Source organism: Burkholderia lata (assembly GCF_000012945.1).
Lineage (GTDB): Bacteria > Pseudomonadota > Gammaproteobacteria > Burkholderiales > Burkholderiaceae > Burkholderia > Burkholderia lata.
Genome location: NC_007510.1, coordinates 1621421 through 1641321 on the forward strand (window position 1 = coordinate 1621421; position 19901 = coordinate 1641321).

Annotated in this window: 13 protein-coding genes; 9 read left to right on the forward strand and 4 right to left on the reverse strand. The window is 63.8% G+C overall.

All coding sequences use genetic code 11. The annotated features are described in order from the left end of the window. Positions 1–204: 204 nt before the first annotated feature. From rimP to truB, 5 genes are all read left to right on the forward strand, one after another. Entirely contained in the window at positions 205–663 is a 459-nt protein-coding gene (rimP, locus tag BCEP18194_RS13295) for a ribosome maturation factor RimP (protein ID WP_011351796.1), read from the forward strand. Continuing rightward, a complete protein-coding gene (nusA, locus tag BCEP18194_RS13300; protein WP_011351797.1) occupies positions 663–2138 on the forward strand; it encodes a transcription termination factor NusA in 1476 nt (491 codons plus the stop codon). The genes rimP and nusA overlap by 1 nt, the downstream gene beginning before the upstream one ends. A 91-nt stretch (positions 2139–2229) precedes the next feature. Continuing rightward, positions 2230–5148: a translation initiation factor IF-2 gene (gene infB, locus BCEP18194_RS13305; RefSeq protein ID WP_011351798.1), complete on the forward strand. Its 2919-nt coding sequence runs from the start codon at positions 2230–2232 to the stop codon at positions 5146–5148. A gap of 114 nt (positions 5149–5262) precedes the next feature. Next, a complete protein-coding gene (rbfA, locus tag BCEP18194_RS13310) occupies positions 5263–5661 on the forward strand; it encodes a 30S ribosome-binding factor RbfA (RefSeq protein ID WP_011351799.1) in 399 nt (132 codons plus the stop codon). Positions 5662–5674: 13 nt separating this feature from the next. Continuing rightward, on the forward strand, positions 5675–6607 hold the full coding sequence (gene truB, locus BCEP18194_RS13315) for a tRNA pseudouridine(55) synthase TruB (protein ID WP_041492815.1): 933 nt from the start codon (positions 5675–5677) through the stop codon (positions 6605–6607). Between the two features lie 87 nt (positions 6608–6694). Here truB and BCEP18194_RS13320 read toward each other — a convergent pair whose 3' ends face one another. From BCEP18194_RS13320 to BCEP18194_RS13335, 4 genes are all read right to left on the reverse strand, one after another. Further along, positions 6695–8254, reverse strand: a complete 1560-nt coding sequence (locus BCEP18194_RS13320; RefSeq protein ID WP_011351801.1) for a DHA2 family efflux MFS transporter permease subunit — start codon at positions 8252–8254, stop codon at positions 6695–6697. 28 nt (positions 8255–8282) lie between these two features. Next, positions 8283–9497, reverse strand: a complete 1215-nt coding sequence (locus BCEP18194_RS13325; RefSeq protein WP_011351802.1) for an efflux RND transporter periplasmic adaptor subunit — start codon at positions 9495–9497, stop codon at positions 8283–8285. Between the two features lie 52 nt (positions 9498–9549). Continuing rightward, entirely contained in the window at positions 9550–11046 is a 1497-nt protein-coding gene (locus BCEP18194_RS13330) for an efflux transporter outer membrane subunit (RefSeq protein ID WP_011351803.1), read from the reverse strand. 87 nt (positions 11047–11133) lie between these two features. Beyond that, positions 11134–11625 carry a MarR family winged helix-turn-helix transcriptional regulator gene (locus BCEP18194_RS13335; RefSeq protein ID WP_011351804.1) on the reverse strand — a complete coding sequence of 164 codons (492 nt, stop codon included), beginning with the start codon at positions 11623–11625 and terminating at the stop codon, positions 11134–11136. Positions 11626–11953: 328 nt separating this feature from the next. Here BCEP18194_RS13335 and typA point away from each other — a divergent pair, with 328 nt between their 5' ends. The 4 genes from typA (at position 11954) to lpdA (ending at position 19886) form a co-directional block, all read left to right on the forward strand. Next, the gene (gene typA / locus BCEP18194_RS13340) at positions 11954–13780 is read left to right on the forward strand and encodes a translational GTPase TypA (RefSeq protein ID WP_011351805.1); all 1827 of its coding nucleotides are present in this window, start codon (positions 11954–11956) and stop codon (positions 13778–13780) included. A 317-nt stretch (positions 13781–14097) separates the two neighbouring features. After that, entirely contained in the window at positions 14098–16962 is a 2865-nt protein-coding gene (locus BCEP18194_RS13345) for a 2-oxoglutarate dehydrogenase E1 component (RefSeq protein ID WP_011351806.1), read from the forward strand. 135 nt (positions 16963–17097) lie between these two features. Continuing rightward, a complete protein-coding gene (gene odhB, locus BCEP18194_RS13350) occupies positions 17098–18372 on the forward strand; it encodes a 2-oxoglutarate dehydrogenase complex dihydrolipoyllysine-residue succinyltransferase (protein WP_011351807.1) in 1275 nt (424 codons plus the stop codon). Between the two features lie 83 nt (positions 18373–18455). Continuing rightward, complete coding sequence (gene lpdA, locus BCEP18194_RS13355; protein ID WP_011351808.1) at positions 18456–19886, forward strand: dihydrolipoyl dehydrogenase; 1431 nt, start codon at positions 18456–18458, stop codon at positions 19884–19886. Positions 19887–19901: the final 15 nt, after the last annotated feature.

Sequence of the window (19901 nt, forward strand, 5' to 3'; positions counted from 1 at the left end):
CCAAAAATCGCTATAATCGCGGAGTCGCTGGGCGTACGGATTCAATGTGCGGCTCAGGTGCGACCACCAGTAAGAAGATGGGCGTTCCGCCCATTTTTTTTTGCTGAAACGGTTAGGCATCTCGGGTAGCGCTTCCTGCGCCGGCTAAGGCGCGCGCCCGCGGGTGAATCGCGAGCGGCGGGCGCGAACACCTGAGAGGACACAGTGCAACTGACGGAACTGATAGAAACCACGGTCACCGGGCTCGGCTACGAGCTGGTGGATCTCGAGCGCACCGGGCGCGGCATGCTTTGCATCTATATCGATCAGCCTGCCGGCATCTCGCTCGAAGATTGCGAAAAGGTCACGCGTCAGCTCCAGCACGTCTTGACGGTCGAAAACATCGATTACGAACGGCTCGAAGTCTCGTCCCCGGGGCTCGACCGCCCGTTGAAGAAGCTGGCCGACTTCGAGCGCTTCGCTGGCAGCGAAGTTTCCGTGACCTTGAAAAAGCCGCTGGACGGGCGCAAGACGTACCGGGGCATTCTGCACGCGCCGAATGGCGAAACGATCGGTTTGGAATTTGAGGGGAAGAAGGGCGAGGCAGCCATGCTGGATTTCACGCTGGCCGATATCGATAAAGCCCGCCTGATTCCGCAAGTTGACTTTAGGAGCCGCAAATAATGAGTCGCGAAGTGTTGATGCTGGTGGATGCGCTGGCGCGCGAGAAAAACGTCGACAAGGATGTGGTGCTGGGCGCCCTCGAGGCTGCGCTCGCGTCTGCTTCCAAGAAGCTGTTCGACGAAGGCGCCGAAATCCGCGTCCATATCGATCGCGAAAGCGGCGAGCACGAAACCTTCCGTCGCTGGCTCGTCGTGCCCGACGAGGCAGGCTTGCAGGAGCCGGATCGCGAGATCCTGCTGTTCGAAGCACGTGACCAGAATCCCGACGTCGAAGTCGGCGAGTATGTCGAGGAACCCGTTCCGTCGATCGAGTTCGGCCGCATCGGCGCGCAGGCCGCGAAGCAGGTGATCCTGCAGAAGGTGCGCGACGCAGAGCGCGAGCAGATCCTGAACGATTACCTCGAGCGTGGCGAAAAGATCATGACGGGTACGGTGAAGCGCCTCGACAAGGGCAACTTCATCGTCGAATCCGGCCGTGTCGAGGCGCTGCTGCGCCGCGATCAGCTGATCCCGAAGGAAAACCTGCGCGTGGGCGACCGCGTGCGCGCGTATATCGCGAAGGTCGACCGCACCGCGCGCGGCCCGCAGATCGAGCTGTCGCGTACGGCGCCCGAATTCCTGATGAAGCTGTTCGAGATGGAAGTGCCGGAAATCGAGCAGGGCCTGCTCGAGATCAAGGCGGCTGCCCGCGACCCGGGCGTGCGCGCGAAGATCGGCGTCATCGCGTACGACAAGCGGATCGATCCGATCGGCACCTGCGTCGGCATCCGCGGTTCCCGTGTGCAGGCCGTGCGCAACGAGCTCGGTGGCGAAAATATCGACATCGTGCTATGGTCGGAGGATCCCGCCCAGTTCGTGATCGGCGCGCTCGCGCCGGCAGCTGTCCAGTCGATTGTCGTCGATGAAGAAAAGCACTCGATGGACGTCGTCGTCGACGAGAACGAGCTGGCTGTCGCGATTGGCCGCAGTGGTCAGAACGTTCGCCTTGCAGGTGAGCTGACCGGCTGGCAGATCAACATCATGACGCCGGATGAATCCGCCCTGAAGCAGGGTGAAGAGCGCGACCGTCTGCGTGCGCTGTTCATGGCGCGTCTCGACGTCGACGAAGAAGTTGCCGACATCCTGATCGACGAAGGCTTCACGAGCCTGGAAGAAATCGCGTACGTGCCGCTCAACGAAATGCTCGAAATCGAGGCATTCGACGAGGACACCGTACACGAACTGCGCAACCGCGCACGCGACGCGCTGTTGACGATGGCTATCGCGAACGAAGAAAAGGTCGAGAACGCAGCGCTGGATCTCAAGAGCCTCGACGGCATCACGCCGGAGTTGCTCGCGAAGCTGGCCGAACACGGCGTGCAGACGCGCGACGATCTCGCCGAGCTGGCTGTAGATGAACTGGTCGACTTGACCGGGATGGAAGAGGATGCCGCTAAGGCGTTGATCATGAAAGCACGTGAACACTGGTTCCAGTGAGAAATGACCATGGCGCACTGATTTGATGGCGGCCGTATGGCCTGACCCGATGCTAACCGCAAGGAATCGGTCCTTGCACTAAGAGGAATGAATGGCGAGTAACAACGTAGCCCAATTTGCCGCGGAACTGAAAATGCCTGCTGGTGTGCTGCTCGAACAGCTGCAGGCAGCGGGCGTCCAGAAAGCGAGTGAAGACGATGCGCTGTCCGAAACGGACAAGGCGCGTCTGCTCGATCATTTGCGCAAGTCGCACGGCGCAACCGACGGCGACAAGCGCAAGATCACGCTGACCCGCAAGCATACGTCGGAGATCAAGCAATCTGACGCGACGGGCAAGGCTCGCACCATTCAGGTCGAGGTCCGCAAGAAGCGTACGTTCGTCAAGCGCGACGACGTGAGCGAGGGTGCGGAACAGGGTCAGGCGCAGGTCGCCGAAGCGGACGACGATGCAGAACTGAAGCGTCGCGAAGAAGAGGCGCGCCGCGAGGCCGATCTGCTCGAGAAGCAGGCGCAGGAACTGCGCGAGCGTCAGGAACGCCTCGAGCGCGAGGAAGCAGAGCGCCGCGCCCGCGAGGAAGCGGCTGAAGCCGAGCGTCGTCGCGCCGAAGAAGAAGCGGCGGCGAAGCGTGTCGCGGCTGAAGCTGCGGCGGCACAGCAGCAGGCAGCCGCACAGCAAGCCGCTGCAGCCGAGCAGCAGGAAGCGGCGAGCACGCAGTCCGCGCAGGACGAAGCACGCGCAGCTGCCGAACGTGCGGCTCAGCGCGAAGCGGCGAAGAAGGCTGAAGACGCTGCCCGCGAGGCGGCGGACAAGGCGCGCGCCGAGCAGGAAGAGATCAGCAAGCGTCGTGCGGCGGCAGAAGCCGAAGCGCGTGCGATTCGCGAAATGATGAACACGCCGCGCAAGGCCGTGGTCAAGGCAGTCGAGCCGCCGAAGCCGGTCGAGCCGCCGAAGCCGGCCGAAGCGAAGGGCACGCTGCACAAGCCGGCAAAGCCGGAAGGTGCGCAGGCGCGTCCGGCCGTGAAGAAGCCGGCCGGTGCTGCAGCGCCGGCTACGACTGCGCCGGCAGGCGCGGGCGACCGCAACAAGAAGCCGGGCGCAGGCAAGGGCGGCTGGCAGGACGACGCGTCGAAGCGTCGCGGTATCAAGACGCGCGGCGATTCGAGCGGCGGCGTCGACCGCGGCTGGCGCGGCGGCCCGAAGGGTCGCGGCCGTCACCAGGACAGCTCGACGTTCCAGGCGCCGACCGAACCGATCGTCCGCGAAGTGCACGTGCCGGAAACCGTGTCGGTTGCCGACCTCGCGCACAAGATGTCGGTCAAGGCCTCTGAAGTCATCAAGGTGATGATGAAGATGGGCCAGATGGTCACGATCAACCAGGTGCTGGACCAGGAAACGGCGATGATCATCGTCGAGGAACTGGGCCACCGCGCGGTTGCCGCGAAGCTGGACGATCCGGAAGCGCTGCTCGTCGAAGGCGAAACGGGTACCGATGCGGAGCAACTGCCGCGTCCGCCGGTCGTCACGGTCATGGGTCACGTCGACCACGGCAAGACCTCGCTGCTCGACCACATCCGCCGCGCGAAGGTTGCCGCTGGCGAAGCGGGCGGCATTACGCAGCACATCGGCGCTTATCACGTCGACACGCCGCGTGGCGTCATCACGTTCCTCGATACGCCGGGTCACGAAGCGTTCACGGCAATGCGTGCACGCGGCGCGAAGGCGACCGACATCGTCGTGCTGGTGGTGGCGGCCGACGACGGCGTGATGCCGCAGACGAAGGAAGCAATTGCCCACGCGAAGGCGGGTGGCGTGCCGATCGTCGTCGCGATCAACAAGATCGACAAGCCGGACGCGAATCTCGATCGCGTCAAGCAGGAACTGGTCGCGGAAGGCGTCGTGCCGGAAGAGTACGGCGGCGATTCGCCGTTCGTGCCGGTTTCGGCGAAGACGGGCGCGGGTATCGACGATCTGCTCGAGAACGTGCTGCTGCAAGCCGAAGTGCTGGAACTGAAGGCACCGGTCGAGGCGCCGGCCAAGGGCATCGTGATCGAAGCGAAGCTCGACAAGGGCAAGGGCCCGGTCGCAACGATCCTGGTGCAGGCCGGTACGCTGAACCGAGGCGACATCGTGCTGGCAGGTACGGCCTACGGCCGCGTGCGTGCGATGCTCGACGAAAACGGCAAGCCGACGAAGGAAGCCGGCCCGTCGATCCCGGTCGAAATCCAGGGTCTGTCGGAAGTGCCGGGTGCGGGCGAAGAAGTGATCGTGCTGCCGGACGAGCGCAAGGCGCGTGAAATCGCACTGTTCCGTCAGGGCAAGTTCCGCGACGTCAAGCTTGCGAAGCAGCAGGCTGCGAAGCTGGAGAGCATGCTCGAGCAGATGGGCGAAGGCGAAGTGCAGAACCTGCCGCTCATCATCAAGGCCGACGTGCAGGGCTCGCAGGAAGCACTCGTGCAGTCGCTGCTCAAGCTGTCGACCGACGAAGTGCGCGTACAGATCGTGCACAGCGCGGTGGGTGGCATCAGCGAAAACGACGTCAACCTCGCAACGGCATCGAAGGCGGTCATCATCGGCTTCAACACGCGTGCAGATGCACAGGCGCGCAAGCTGGCCGAGTCGAACGGCATCGACATCCGTTACTACAACATCATCTATGACGCAGTGGATGAGGTGAAGGCGGCGATGTCGGGCATGCTGGCACCGGAGAAGCGCGAAGTCATCACCGGCATGGTCGAGGTGCGCCAGGTCTTCAAGGTACCGAAGATCGGTGCAGTCGCCGGCTGTATGGTGACGGACGGTATCGTCAAGCGCTCGTCGTCGGTGCGCGTGCTGCGCAACAACGTCGTGATCTTCACGGGCGAACTCGAATCGCTGAAGCGCTTCAAGGACGACGTGAAGGAAGTGAAGCAGGGCTTCGAGTGCGGTATGTCGGTGAAGAACTTCAACGACATCGTCGAAGGCGACCAGTTCGAAGTCTTCGAAGTGACCGAAGTCGCGCGTACGCTGTAACCCTCGCGCATCGGCTCATGGGCGGGGCAGGCTTGGGCCTGTCCCGCCCATTTTCATGGTGGCGTGCCAACACTGGCCGCCGCTTTATCCTGATAAACGGATCACGGATCGATCATGTCCAGGAAACGTACTTCCCCCAATCGCAACGTACAGATTGCTGACCAGATTCAGCGCGATCTGTCCGAACTCATCATGCGCGAGGTCAAGGACCCGCGCATCGGCATCGTGACCATTCAGAGCGTGGAACTCACGCCGGATTACGCACATGCGAAGGTCTACTTCACCGCGTTGACCGGCGATCCGGCCAAGACGCAGGAAGCGCTGAACCACGCGTCGGGTCACTTGCACAACCTGTTGTTCAAGCGCCTGCACATTCATACGGTGCCGACGCTGCATTTCCACTACGACCAGACGATCGAGAAGGCCGTGGAAATGTCGCGCCTGATCAAGGAAGCGAACTCGACGCGCGCGAAGGACGACGACGAGGCCGATGCGGCCGCCAAGGACGACTGAGCTCGACCGGCCTATGACGACTGCAGCATCCCAACGTCCGCGCGTGCCCCGGCGCCTGCTGGACGGTGTCCTCCTGCTCGACAAGCCGGTCGGCCTGTCGAGCAACGACGCGCTGATTCGCGCGAAGCGTCTGCTGCTCGCGAAGAAAGCCGGTCACACCGGCACGCTCGATCCGCTGGCTTCGGGCCTGCTGCCGCTGTGCTTCGGCGAGGCGACGAAGTTCTCGCAGGATCTGCTCGAAGCGGACAAGACCTACGAAGCGACGATGCGTCTCGGCCAGCGTACGGCCACCGGCGACGCGGAAGGCGAGGTGATCGACACGCGGCCGGTCGAATGCGACCGCGCAGCGGTGGAAGCCGCGCTCGTGCGCTTCACCGGCGAGATCGTGCAGGTGCCACCGATGTATTCGGCGCTCAAGCGCGATGGCAAGCCGCTGTACGAATATGCGCGCGCGGGGCAAACCGTCGAGCGCGAGGGCCGCAACGTGACGATCCTCGCTCTCGCGTTGCTCGCATGCGACTTGCCTGACGTGACGTTTCGCGTGACCTGCAGCAAGGGCACGTATGTGCGCACGCTGGCGGAGGATATCGGCGAGGCACTCGGTTGCGGTGCGCACCTGACGATGCTGCGTCGCACGGGTGTTGGTGCGCTGACGCTCGAGCATGCGGTGACGCTCGATGCGCTGTCCGATGCCGACGACGCGTCGCGCGATGCGTGGCTCCAGCCGGTCGACGCGCTGCTGTCGACATTTCCGCTGGTTCGTCTCGATGAAACCAGCGCGAAGCGGTTCCTGCACGGCCAGCGTCTGCCGCTGTCGGCGCTCGACCCGATCGATGCGGCCGAAGGCGAGCGTGTGCGTGTATATGACGCGACTCGGCTGCTCGGCGTGGCTCGCAAGGCGAACGGCGTACTGGCGCCGGAACGGCTCGTCGTTACGGCGGCCTGACACAGCCGCGCGAACGCGCTTCCGTCGAAATGAAAAAAGCCCGGTCGATGTCGACCGGGCTTTTTTGTTTGCGTTCAGGTTGCGTGTTCAGTGCGCAGCCGATGCCGCGGCACCTGCATCGCCACCACCGGAGCGCTCGGGCTTTGTGATCCAGATCAGCCCGATCAGCAGCACGAAGATCGCCGCCGAGATGTAGAACAGATCGTTCACGCCGAGCTGCGCGGCCTGCTGCGTGGCCATGTTGTTGATCAGCCCGTGCGCCTGGTCCTGCGTCAGCCCGAGGTTGCCCATCTGCGTGACGGCCTGGTTGAACGTCGGGTTGTAGACGTTCGTCTGCTCGACCAGTTGCGCGTGATGGAAGTTGTTGCGATGGTCCCAGGCCGTCTGGAAGATCGACGTACCGATACCGCCGCACATGATCCGCACGAAGTTCGACAGGCCCGATGCCGCGGGGATGCGGTGGCCGGGCAGGCCGGACAGCGTGATCGACACCAGCGGGATGAAGAAGCCGGCCATCGCGATGCCCTGCACGAGCGTCGGCAGCGTCAGCGACCATTCGTCGACGCCCGTCGTGTAGCGCGAGCGCATCCAGAAGCACAGCGCAAACGTCAGGAACGACGCCGTCGAGATAAAGCGCGGATCGGTGCGCGGCAGATACTTCCCGGTGAGCGGCGACAGCAGGATGGCGAACAGCCCGACCGGCGCCATCACGAGACCGGCGTCGGTCGCGGTGTAGCCGATCTGCGTCTGCAGCCACAGCGGCAACAGCACGAGGTTGCCGAAGTACAGGCCATACCCGATCGACAGCGCAACCGTGCCGCCGGTGAAGTTCCGCATGCGGAACAGCGACAGGTCGACAACCGGATGCTCGGCGGTCAATTCCCAGATGACAAAGAACGCGAACGCAATGACGGCGGTCAGCGCGAGCACGATGATGGTCGTCGACGCGAACCAGTCGAGATCCTTGCCCTTGTCGAGCATGATCTGCAGCGAGCCGACCCAGATGACCAGCAGCGCGAGGCCTACGCCGTCGATCGGCGCGCGGCGCACGGCCGACTCCCGGTTGCGGTAGATCGCCCACGTCGCGGCGGCGGCGGCGATGCCGACCGGGATGTTGACGTAGAAGATCCACGGCCACGAGTAGTTGTCCGAGATCCAGCCGCCGAGAATCGGGCCGGCAACGGGGGCAATCAGTGTCGTCATTGCCCATAGCGCGAGCGCCATGGGCGCTTTGGCGCGCGGATAGCTCGACAGCAGGAGCGCTTGCGACAGCGGAATCATCGGGCCCGCCACCGCGCCTTGCAGCACGCGTGACCCAAGCAGGAACGGCAGGTTGGGCGAGAGCCCGCACATCCACGACGAAATCACGAAGAGGATGATCGACGCGAGGAACAGGCGCACCTGCCCGAAGCGGTCAGTCAGCCAGCCGGTCAGCGGCACCGAGATTGCGTTCGCGACAGCGAACGACGTGATGACCCACGTGCCCTGGTCGGACGACACGCCGAGGTCGCCCGAGATGGTCGGGATCGCGACGTTCGCGATGGACGTGTCGAGCACGTTCATGAACACCGCGAGCGATACCGCGATCGTCCCGATCACGAGTTGCCCGCCCTGCAAGGGCGGGTGAGAGACAGGAGCCTGTGCCATGTCGGTTGTTTTTCCGGAGTCGGAACGGTTACATCATCTTCGCGACGGCATTCGACTTCGACGCGGCCGGCGCCGATGCGTTGCTGCCTGCGTTCTCGGCAATGACGCGGGCGATTTCGGCATCGGCTTCGTCGCCGTACTTCGCGAACACGTTGGTCTCGTAGACGGTGTTCGGCGCGTTCACGAGCTGGTCGCCGCGTTCGTCCTTGATGTCCACGTCGACCTGCATCGACAGGCCAATGCGCAACGGGTGCTTGTCGAGATCCTTCGGATCGAGTTCGATCCGCACCGGCAGGCGCTGCACGACCTTGATCCAGTTACCCGTCGCGTTCTGCGCGGGCAGCAGCGAGAATGCCGAGCCCGTACCGGCCGAGAAGCCGACCACCTTGCCGTGGTAGACCGCCGACGAGCCATAGATGTCGGCCGTCAGTTCGACCGGCTGGCCGATGCGCATGTGCTTGAGCTGCACTTCCTTGAAGTTCGCATCGACCCACACTGCGTTCAGCGGCACCACCGACATCAGCGGCGTGCCTGGCGACACGCGCTGGCCGACCTGCACCGAGCGCTTCGCGACATAGCCGGTGACCGGCGCGGGCAGCACGTTACGCGCGTTTGCCAGGTACGCGTCGCGAACCTTCGCGGCCGCAGCCATCACGTTCGGATGCGAGGCGATCGTCGTGTTGGCGGTCAGCGCGCGGTTCGATGCGAGTTGCTGCTGTGAGGCGTCAAGCGATGCCTGGGCGGCGCGAACGGCGTCGCGAGCGTGCGAGATTTCTTCCTGCGACACGGCGCCCGTCTGTGCGACGGCCACGCGGCGGCGGAGGTCGTCCTCGGCCTTCGACAGGTCGGACTGGCGCAGCGCGACCTGAGCGCGGTACTGATCATCGTTGACGAACAGGCCGCGCACCTGGCGCACCGTTTGTGCGAGATTGGCTTCGGCCTGCTGCAGCGCGACCTGCGAGTCGGCCGGGTCGAGCACGACGAGCGGATCGCCGGCCTTGACCGTTTGCGTATCGTCGGCCTTCACCGCGATCACGGTGCCGGTGACTTGCGGCGTGATCTGCACGACGTTGCCGTTCACGTACGCGTCGTCGGTCCCTTCATGGAAGCGGGCGACGAGGAAGTAGTACAGGCCATACGCGATGGCCGCGATCACGATGACCGCGATGAGCAGCGTCATCATCCGTTTGCGCTTGCCGTTGTTCTGCGGCTGCGCGCCGGCGGCGTTTTGTTGGTCGCTCATGGCGATTTTCTCCGTCCGTTATTTCGAGTGTCTGCGTAGTGGTGGCGCCGGATCAGTTGGCGGCCTGTTTTGTCGGCTTGTCGGCATCGGGTGCGGCGAGCGGCGTGCCGGTCGCGTCGAACCCGCCACCCAGCGCCTTGATCAGCGCGAGCTGCATGTCGCGGCGGCGCATCTTCAGGTTGGTCACCGTCTGCTCCGATGCGAGGCGGTTGCTGTCCGCGGTCAGCACCTGCAGCTGCGGCGACAGGCCGGCCTTGTAGCGGATGACCGCGAGGTCATAGGCGCGCGTCGATGCGTCGAGTGCGCGTTGCGCATCGCCCATCTGGCGATCGACCGCGCGGATCGACGCGACCTGCGTCGCGACGTCGTTCAGCGCACTGATCAGCGTCTGGTTGTAGTTCGCCACCGACAGGTCGAAGTCCGCATAGCGGCCCTTGAGCTGCGCGCGCAGCGCGCCGGCGTCGAAAATCGGCAGGTGGATCGCCGGGCCGAACTGCGCCTGACGGCTCGCGAAGTTCAGGAATTTGCCCCAGCCGAACGCATCGAAGCCGAAGCCGGCCGCGAGGTTCACGTCGGGATAGAACTCGGCCTTCGCTTCCTTCACGTCGTGCATCGCGGCTTCGACTTGCCAGCGCGCGGCGACGATGTCGGGGCGGCGCGCGACGAGATCGGCCGGCAGGTTGCCGGGCAGCGCGACTTCGCCGCTCGGGTTCAGCACGGGCGCCGCGATCTGCAGCCCGCGATCCGGACCCTTGCCGAGCAGCGCGGCGAGCTGGTAGCGCACCGTCGTGATCTGGCCATCGAGATCCGACAGCGAAGCCTGGGTCGTCGCGATATTGCCGCGCGCCGTCTGGCGTTCGACGTTGGTGTCGAGACCGGCCGACACGCGGCCGTCGGTGATCTTGCCGACCGTCTCGCGGTTGGTGATCTCGCGCTGCGCGATATCGCGCAGCGCATAGAGTTGCGCGAGCGAGTTGTAGGTGCGTGCGACCGACGACGCGAGCGTGATGCGTGCCTGCTGCATGTCGGCTTCGGCTGCCTTTTCCTGCGACACGGCGGTGTGCAGGCGTTCGCGGTTCTTGCCCCACAGGTCGAGTTCCCACGACGCGCTCGCCAGTGCGTTGTTCTCGCTGTACCACTGGCCGCCGTACGGGGGCGGGAACAGGGCGTTCCCCGAATACAGCTCGCGCGTCCACGAATAGCTGGCTTCCGCCTTCGGCATCAGGCTCGATCGCGACGATTCGATGTACGACGACGCCTTTGCGATGCGCGCCTGCGCCTGCGCGATCGACGGATTGCCCTGCAGGGCCTCGTCGATCAGCTTCGGCAGCTGCGGATCGCCGAACTGGCTGGCCCAGTCGAGCGCCGGCCACTGGCCGCCCTGGGCCGGCAGGCTCTGGGCGGATTCGAATTGCGACGCGGGAGCGATCTGCTTGTCGCTCTTGATGCCGATGTAGTTCGCGCAGCCCGCCAGCGCCAGTGCGGCGACCGCGGCGGCGACGGCGGCGCGGCACGACCCGGCGCGCACGGACAACGGGGAGGATTTCATCGCGCTGATCCCTGACTCGGAATGAATGATGGACACTGCAAGGATTTCCTTACATTAATCTGTCAAAAGTAATTGTTATGGCAACTATTACGTGATGCTGCCGCCGGCGGTCTCGCAGTAGTTGCTGAGAATGCGGCGCAGCATGCTCTTCAGGAACCCGACTTCTTCCGGCGTAAACCCGTCCAGTACCTGGTCGAGCACACTGCGGAAAATCGGCGGCAGCCGTTCGGCGAGCGCACGGCCTTCGTCGGTCAGCTCGAGGCGCACGACGCGCCGGTCCTCGATGCTGCGGACGCGGGACAGCAGGCCGCGTTTCTCGACCCGGTCGAGCAGGCGCGTGACCGCGCTTGCGTCGATCCCGTACTCGCGCGCGAGCTCGGCGGCCGTCGAGCACTTGCCGACCGCGATCATGAACAGCATGCTGGCCTGCGTACCCGTGATGCCGAGCTCTTCCTGCGTGCGTTGCGTGACGAGGTTGGTCATCACCGACTTCACGCGCGACATCAGATAACCGACGCTGTCGTTCATCTGATACGAAGACAGCGGCGAGACGGGTGGTTGGGTAGAAGAATCCGACATAAAACCCTGAAGCTGCAATAGTTGACTAGGCAGCAGTATAGGCACAGTTGCTTGCCGCGGCAAATGTTAATCGAACGGCAAAGGGCGCGCTTTGTGTCCCACAAATCCCTTTTTCCAATAAGGTTTTTGGGCTTGCCGATGACGCAGGCTTCGGCCGACTGGCGGGTTCGAGGGGAGGGCAAGCGAGCCGTCTTGTGTTGGGTCGCGACGTGCCCGTCAGCTCTCGACATCCGCACGTGCTATAATTTGTGGCTTTCCAAGCTGCAATGCGCGCGCCCGTGAAAAACGAGCGGGCGCTTTTGCGCGTTCAAACGATTTCCAGGTTTCTATGACCCGCGCCCTTCGCAATATCGCCATCATCGCCCACGTCGACCACGGCAAGACTACGCTCGTCGACCAACTGCTTCGCCAGTCCGGCACCTTCCGCGAGAACCAGCAGATTGCGGAACGGGTGATGGACTCGAACGACATCGAAAAAGAGCGCGGGATCACGATTCTCGCGAAGAACTGTGCGGTCGAGTACGAAGGCACGCACATCAACATCGTCGACACGCCGGGGCACGCGGACTTCGGTGGCGAGGTCGAGCGCGTGCTGTCGATGGTCGACTCGGTGCTGCTGCTCGTCGACGCGGTCGAGGGCCCGATGCCGCAGACGCGCTTCGTCACGAAGAAGGCGCTCGCGCTCGGCCTGAAGCCGATCGTCATCGTCAACAAGATCGACCGTCCGGGTGCGCGGATCGACTGGGTCATCAACCAGACCTTCGACCTGTTCGACAAGCTCGGCGCAACCGAAGAGCAGCTCGACTTCCCGATCGTCTACGCATCGGGCCTGAACGGCTACGCGTCGCTCGACCCGGCTGCGCGCGAAGGCGACATGCGCCCGCTGTTCGAGGCAGTCCTCGAACACGTGCCGGTCCGTCCGGCGGATCCGGAGGCGCCGCTGCAACTGCAGATCACGTCGCTCGACTATTCGACGTACGTCGGCCGGATCGGCGTCGGCCGCATCACGCGCGGTCGCATCAAGCCGGGCCAGCCGGTCGCGATGCGCTTCGGCCCGGAAGGCGACGTGCTGAACCGCAAGATCAACCAGGTGCTGTCGTTCACGGGCCTCGAGCGCGTGCAGGTCGAATCGGCCGAAGCGGGCGACATCGTGCTGATCAACGGTATTGAAGACGTCGGCATCGGCGCAACGATCTGCGCGGTGGATACGCCGGAAGCGCTGCCGATGATCACCGTCGACGAGCCGACGCTGACGATGAACTTCCTCGTCAACTCGTCGCCGCTCGCCGGCCGCGAAGGCAAGTTCGTCACGAGCCGCCAGATCCGCGACCGCCTGATGAAGGAACTGAACCACAACGTTGCGCTGCGCGTGAAGGACACGGGTGACGAAACGGTGTTCGAAGTGTCGGGCCGCGGCGAGCTGCACCTGACGATTCTCGTCGAGAACATGCGTCGTGAAGGCTACGAGCTGGCCGTGTCGCGTCCGCGCGTCGTGATGCAGGAAATCGACGGCGTTCGTCACGAGCCGTACGAACTGCTGACCGTCGACGTTGAAGACGAGCATCAGGGCGGCGTGATGGAAGAGTTGGGTCGCCGCAAGGGCGAAATGCTCGACATGGCGTCGGACGGCCGCGGCCGCACGCGTCTGGAGTACAAGATCTCGGCACGTGGCCTGATCGGCTTCCAGAGCGAATTCCTGACGCTGACGCGCGGCACGGGCCTGATGAGCCACATCTTCGACTCGTATGCACCGGTCAAGGACGGTTCGGTCTTCGAGCGCCGCAACGGTGTGCTGATCTCGCAGGACGACGGCGCTGCCGTGGCCTACGCACTGTGGAAGCTGCAGGATCGCGGCCGCATGTTCGTGAAGCCGGGTGACGCGCTCTATGAGGGCATGATCATTGGTATCCACAGCCGTGACAACGACCTCGTCGTGAACCCGATCAAGGGCAAGCAGCTGACCAACGTGCGTGCGTCGGGTACCGACGAAGCCGTGCGCCTCGTGCCGCCGGTCCAGATGTCGCTCGAATACGCGGTCGAATTCATCGACGACGACGAGCTCGTCGAAGTGACGCCGCAATCGATCCGTCTGCGCAAGCGCTTCCTGAAGGAGCACGAGCGTCGCCGCGCGAGCCGCGAAGGCGCGGTCGACTAAGCGTTTCGGCCGTTCACTGCATCACGGAAAAGGCTGCCTGCGGGCAGCCTTTTTTGCATCTGCGCAGTGTGCAATCCGATTGTCTGCAAAACACTGTTCCTGCGGGTCGTGGCAATCCGGCAAAACCCCGTCGCGTGGTGCTTTCAGGCACATTTCGCCGTGAACTTCGGTATCGGTTCTGTGATATGCTGCGCGCACGCAAGTTTAGGTCCTTCCAAGCAAGACTTGATTCGCAATCCGCTAAACGGTCAGGCCGTGTCGCGGAAGGTTGAGTAACCCGCTATTTCTCGAGAAACTCGAAGAAAGGTGAGCGTAAAATGTCAGATGTAATGAAGCAGTTTCAGCTGAACTCCTATCTGTTCGGCGGCAATGCTTCGTACGTTGAAGAACTGTACGATGCATACCTCAACAATCCGGCATCGGTGCCGGAGAACTGGCGAGAGTATTTCGACGCGTTGCAGAATGTTCCTGCAACGGACGGTACGAATGCTAATGACGTCGCCCATTTTCCGATCGTCGAATCGTTCGCCGAGCGCGCGAAGGCCAATGCCTTCATCCCGCGCGAAAGCACCACCAATCTGGCTGCGGCACGCAAGCAGGTGCACGTCCAGTCCCTCATCAGCGCCTATCGCTTCCTCGGCTCGCAATGGGCCAATCTGGATCCGCTGAAGCGTCGCGAACGTCCCGCCATTCCCGAGCTCGAACCCGCGTTCTACGATTTCTCCGAAGGCGACCTCGACCAGACGTACAGCGCAAGCAACCTGTACTTCGGTTTCGACCAGGCTTCGCTGCGTGACATCGTCAAGGGTCTGCGCGACACGTATTGCGGCACGATCGGCGCCGAATACATGTACATCAGCGATCCGGAGCAGAAGCGCTGGTGGCAGGAGCGCCTGGAGTCGACGCGCGCGACGCCGAACTTCTCGGCAGACGAGAAGAAGCACATCCTGAATCGCCTGACGGCCGCTGAAGGCCTCGAGCGCTACCTGCATACCAAGTACGTCGGCCAGAAGCGCTTCTCGCTCGAAGGCGGCGAAAGCTTCATCGCGGCGATGGACGAAGTCGTCCAGCACTCGGGCAAGCGCGGCGTGCAGGAAATCATCATCGGCATGGCCCACCGCGGCCGTCTGAACGTGCTGGTCAACACGCTGGGCAAGATGCCGGCCGACCTGTTCGCCGAATTCGAAGGCAAGCACGTCGACGACCTGCCGGCCGGTGACGTGAAGTACCACAAGGGCTTCTCGTCGGACGTGTCGACGGAAGGTGGCCCGGTTCACCTGTCGCTCGCGTTCAACCCGTCGCACCTCGAAATCGTGAACCCGGTGGTCGAAGGTTCCGCGAAGGCGCGGATGGACCGTCGCGGCGACGAAGACGGCCTGCAAGTGCTGCCGGTGCAGATCCACGGTGACGCGGCCTTCGCTGGCCAGGGCGTCGTGATGGAAACGCTGAACCTCGCGCAGACGCGCGGCTACGGCACGCACGGCACGCTGCACATCGTCATCAACAACCAGATCGGCTTCACGACGTCCGATCCGCGCGATGCGCGCTCGACGCTGTACTGTACCGACGTCGTCAAGATGATCGAAGCGCCGGTGCTGCACGTGAACGGCGACGATCCGGAAGCTGTCGTGCTCGCGATCCAGATCGCGATCGACTACCGGATGCAGTTCCACAAGGATGTCGTGATCGACATCGTCTGCTTCCGCAAGCTGGGCCACAACGAGCAGGACACGCCGGCGGTCACGCAGCCGCTGATGTACAAGAAGATCGCGCAGCACCCGGGCACCCGTGCGCTGTACGCCGAGAAGCTCGTGCAGCAGGGCGTGATCAGCGCGGAAGACGCCGACAACTTCGTGAAGGCGTACCGCAAGGCGATGGACGACGGTCACCACACGGTCGATCCGGTCCTGTCGAACTACAAGAGCAAGTACGCGGTTGACTGGGTTCCGTTCCTGAACCGCAAGTGGACGGATGCAGCCGACACGGCCGTGCCGCTCGCAGAACTGAAGCGCCTCGGCGAACGCATCACGACGGTCCCGGAAAACTTCAAGGTCCACCCGCTCGTCGAGCGCGTGATCAACGACCGCCGCAACATGGCGCGTGGCGACCAGCCGCTCGACTGGGGCATGGGCGAACACCTCGCGTTCGCGTCGCTCGTCGCATCGGGCTACTCGGTGCGCCTGACCGGCCAGGACTCGGGCCGCGGCACGTTCACGCACCGTCACGCGGTGCTGCACGACCAGAACCGCGAGCGCTGGAACGACGGCACGTACGTGCCGCTGCAGAACATCGCAGAAGGCCAGGCGAAGTTCACGGTGATCGACTCGGTGCTGTCGGAAGAAGCGGTGCTGGGCTTCGAATACGGTTACTCGACCGCCGAGCCGAACACGCTCGTGCTGTGGGAAGCGCAGTTCGGCGACTTCGTCAACGGCGCGCAGGTCGTGATCGACCAGTTCATCTCGTCGGGCGAAGTGAAGTGGGGCCGCGTGTCGGGTCTGACGATGCTGCTGCCGCACGGCTATGAAGGCCAGGGTCCGGAACACTCGTCGACGCGTATCGAGCGTTTCCTGCAACTGTGCGCCGATCACAACATGCAGGTCGTTCAACCGACGACGCCGGCACAGATTTTCCACCTGCTGCGTCGCCAGATGATCCGCCTGTTCCGCAAGCCGCTGATCGTCGCGACGCCGAAGTCGCTGCTGCGTCACAAGGAAGCGGTGTCGGACCTGTCGGAACTCGCGAAGGGTTCGTTCCAGCCGGTGCTGGGCGAAACCGACGGCGGCATCGACGCGAAGAAGGTCAAGCGCGTGCTGGCATGCTCGGGCCGTGTGTATTACGACCTCGTCGCACATCGCCGCGAAGCGAAGGCGAACGACGTCGCGATCATCCGTATCGAGCAGCTGTATCCGTTCGCGCACAAGCAGTTCGAAGCCGAAATGAAGAAGTACGAGAACGCGACTGAAGTGGTCTGGGTGCAGGACGAGCCGCAGAACCAGGGCCCCTGGTTCTACGTCGAGCACCATCTGAAGGAAGGCATGAAGGAAGGGCAGAAGCTGGCATACAGCGGCCGTCCGGCTTCGGCCTCGCCGGCGGTTGGCTACTACGCGAAGCACTACGAGCAGCAGAAGGCCCTCATCGAAGGTGCTTTCGGCCGCCTGAAGAGCGCATCGATCGCGAAATAACCGACGGAAGCGAAACGGGAAGGCGCCATGCGCTTTCCCGTCTCTTTTGGCCCGCCGGGCGCATTGCGCGCCGCACCGGCCGAAGGAATCGCACGAACCTCGTCATTACCCAGATTAAGCATCCAGGAAAATCACATGGCTATCGTAGAAGTCAAAGTCCCCCAGCTTTCGGAGTCGGTTTCGGAAGCCACCATGCTGCAGTGGAAGAAGAAGCCGGGCGAAGCAGTTGCTCAAGACGAAATCCTGATCGAACTCGAGACCGACAAGGTCGTGCTCGAAGTGCCGGCACCGGCAGCGGGCGTGCTCGCGCAAGTGCTGCAGAACGACGGTGACACCGTCGTTGCCGATCAGATCATCGCGACGATCGACACCGAAGCGAAGGCGGGTGCAGCCGAAGCCGCCGCAGGCGCCGCCGAAGTCAAGCCGGCAGCAGCGCCTGCCGCAGCCGCACCGGCAGCACAGCCGGTCGCCGCAGCCGCATCGTCGACGACCGCATCGCCGGCCGCATCGAAGCTGCTGGCCGAGAAGGGCCTGTCGGCGGGCGACGTCGCAGGTTCGGGCCGTGACGGCCGCGTCACGAAGGGCGACGCGCTGGCAGCAGGCAGCGCACCGAAGGCCGCTCCGGCTGCCGCACCGGCCAAGACGGCCGCTGCGAAGCCGGCGCTGCCGGAAGTGAAGGTGCCGGCATCGGCCGCGACCTGGCTGAACGACCGTCCGGAACAGCGCGTGCCGATGTCGCGCCTGCGTGCGCGTATCGCCGAGCGTCTGCTCGAGTCGCAGCAGACCAACGCGATCCTGACGACGTTCAACGAAGTGAACATGGCTCCGGTCATGGAACTGCGTAACAAGTACAAGGACAAGTTCGAGAAGGAACATGGCGTGAAGCTCGGCTTCATGTCGTTCTTCGTGAAGGCAGCTGTCCACGCGCTGAAGAAGTTCCCGCTCGTGAACGCGTCGATCGACGGTAACGACATCGTCTACCACGGCTACTTCGACATCGGTATCGCTGTCGGCTCGCCGCGCGGCCTCGTCGTGCCGATCCTGCGCAACGCGGATCAACTGAGCCTCGCCGAGATCGAAAAGAAGATCGCCGAGTTCGGCCAGAAGGCGAAGGACGGCAAGCTGTCGATCGAGGAAATGACGGGCGGTACGTTCTCGATCTCGAACGGCGGTGTGTTCGGCTCGATGCTGTCGACCCCGATCATCAACCCGCCGCAGTCGGCCATCCTCGGCGTGCACGCGACGAAGGAGCGTCCGGTCGTCGAAAACGGCCAGATCGTGATCCGTCCGATCAACTACCTCGCGCTGTCGTACGACCACCGCATCATCGACGGCCGCGAAGCCGTGCTGTCGCTCGTCGCGATGAAGGATGCGCTGGAAGATCCGGCACGTCTGCTGCTCGACCTGTAAGCCGAGTTTCACTGCATTGACCCGCACCGCACGGGCGCGCCACGCGCGTGGCCCGTGCGGCTGCACAAGAAGAAAGGATTGTCATGTCCAAGGAATTTGACGTCGTCGTGATCGGCGCCGGCCCCGGCGGCTACATCGCCGCGATCCGCGCCGCGCAGCTCGGCAAGACCGTTGCCTGTATCGAGAAGTGGAAGAACCCGGCCGGCGCGCTGAAGCTTGGCGGTACGTGCCTGAACGTCGGCTGCATTCCGTCGAAGGCGCTGCTCGCGTCGTCGGAAGAGTTCGAGAACACGTCGCACCACCTGGCCGACCACGGCATCACGGTCGACGGCGTGAAGATCGACGTCGCGAAGATGCTCGGCCGCAAGGACGCGATCGTCGAGAAGATGACGAGCGGGATCGAGTTCCTGTTCAAGAAGAACAAGATCACCTGGCTGAAGGGCCATGGCAAGTTCACCGGCAAGACCGACGCCGGCGTGCAGATCGAAGTGAGCGGCGAAGGTGAAACCGAAGTCGTCACCGCGAAGAACGTGATCATTGCGACGGGCTCGAAGGCGCGTCACCTGCCGGGCATCCCGGTCGACAACAAGATCGTGTCGGACAACGAAGGTGCACTGACGTTCGACGCGGTGCCGAAGAAGCTTGCCGTGATCGGCGCAGGCGTGATCGGCCTCGAGCTCGGCTCGGTGTGGCGTCGCCTGGGTGCCGAAGTGACGGTGCTCGAAGCGCTGCCGGCCTTCCTCGGCGCAGCTGACGAAGCGCTCGCGAAGGAAGCGGCCAAGCTGTTCAAGAAGCAGGGCCTCGACATCAACCTCGGCGTGCAGATCGGCGAAGTGAAGGCGACCGCGAACGGCGTGTCGATCGCCTACACGGACAAGGACGGCAACGCGCAGACGCTCGACGCCGACCGCCTGATCGTGTCGGTCGGCCGCGTGCCGAACACCGACAACCTCGGCCTCGAGGCTATCGGCCTGAAGGCGAACGAACGCGGCTTCATCGACGTGGACGACCACTGCCGCACGGCGGTGCCGAACGTGTACGCGATCGGCGACGTGGTGCGTGGCCCGATGCTCGCGCACAAGGCGGAAGACGAAGGCGTGCTGGTCGCGGAAGTGATCGATGGCCAGAAGCCGCACATCGACTACAACTGCATTCCGTGGGTGATCTACACGTACCCGGAAATCGCATGGGTCGGCAAGACGGAGCAGCAGCTGAAGGCGGAAGGCCGCGAGATCAAGTCGGGCAAGTTCCCGTTCTCGATCAACGGCCGCGCGCTCGGCATGAACGCGCCGGACGGCTTCGTGAAGATGATCGCGGACGCGAAGACCGACGAACTGCTCGGCGTGCACGTGATCGCGGCGAACGCGTCGGACCTGATCGCGGAAGCCGTGGTGGCGATGGAATTCAAGGCGGCGTCGGAAGACATCGCCCGCATCTGCCATCCGCACCCGTCGATGTCGGAAGTGATGCGCGAAGCGGCGCTCGCCGTCGACAAGCGCTCGCTGAACAGCTGAGCGCGGTGTAGCGCC

What these genes read in the sequence shown, in the direction of transcription:
- infB (WP_011351798.1), top strand. Translation starts at nt 2,230, where the DNA reads ATGGCGAGTAACAACGTAGCCCAATTTGCCGCGGAACTGAAAATGCCT.
- rbfA (WP_011351799.1), top strand. Translation starts at nt 5,263, where the DNA reads ATGTCCAGGAAACGTACTTCCCCCAATCGCAACGTACAGATTGCTGAC.
- truB (WP_041492815.1), top strand. Translation starts at nt 5,675, where the DNA reads ATGACGACTGCAGCATCCCAACGTCCGCGCGTGCCCCGGCGCCTGCTG.
- nusA (WP_011351797.1), top strand. Translation starts at nt 663, where the DNA reads ATGAGTCGCGAAGTGTTGATGCTGGTGGATGCGCTGGCGCGCGAGAAA.
- BCEP18194_RS13325 (WP_011351802.1), bottom strand. Translation starts at nt 9,497, where the DNA reads ATGAGCGACCAACAAAACGCCGCCGGCGCGCAGCCGCAGAACAACGGC.
- typA (WP_011351805.1), top strand. Translation starts at nt 11,954, where the DNA reads ATGACCCGCGCCCTTCGCAATATCGCCATCATCGCCCACGTCGACCAC.
- BCEP18194_RS13335 (WP_011351804.1), bottom strand. Translation starts at nt 11,625, where the DNA reads ATGTCGGATTCTTCTACCCAACCACCCGTCTCGCCGCTGTCTTCGTAT.
- odhB (WP_011351807.1), top strand. Translation starts at nt 17,098, where the DNA reads ATGGCTATCGTAGAAGTCAAAGTCCCCCAGCTTTCGGAGTCGGTTTCG.
- BCEP18194_RS13330 (WP_011351803.1), bottom strand. Translation starts at nt 11,046, where the DNA reads ATGAAATCCTCCCCGTTGTCCGTGCGCGCCGGGTCGTGCCGCGCCGCC.
- BCEP18194_RS13320 (WP_011351801.1), bottom strand. Translation starts at nt 8,254, where the DNA reads ATGGCACAGGCTCCTGTCTCTCACCCGCCCTTGCAGGGCGGGCAACTC.
- BCEP18194_RS13345 (WP_011351806.1), top strand. Translation starts at nt 14,098, where the DNA reads ATGTCAGATGTAATGAAGCAGTTTCAGCTGAACTCCTATCTGTTCGGC.
- lpdA (WP_011351808.1), top strand. Translation starts at nt 18,456, where the DNA reads ATGTCCAAGGAATTTGACGTCGTCGTGATCGGCGCCGGCCCCGGCGGC.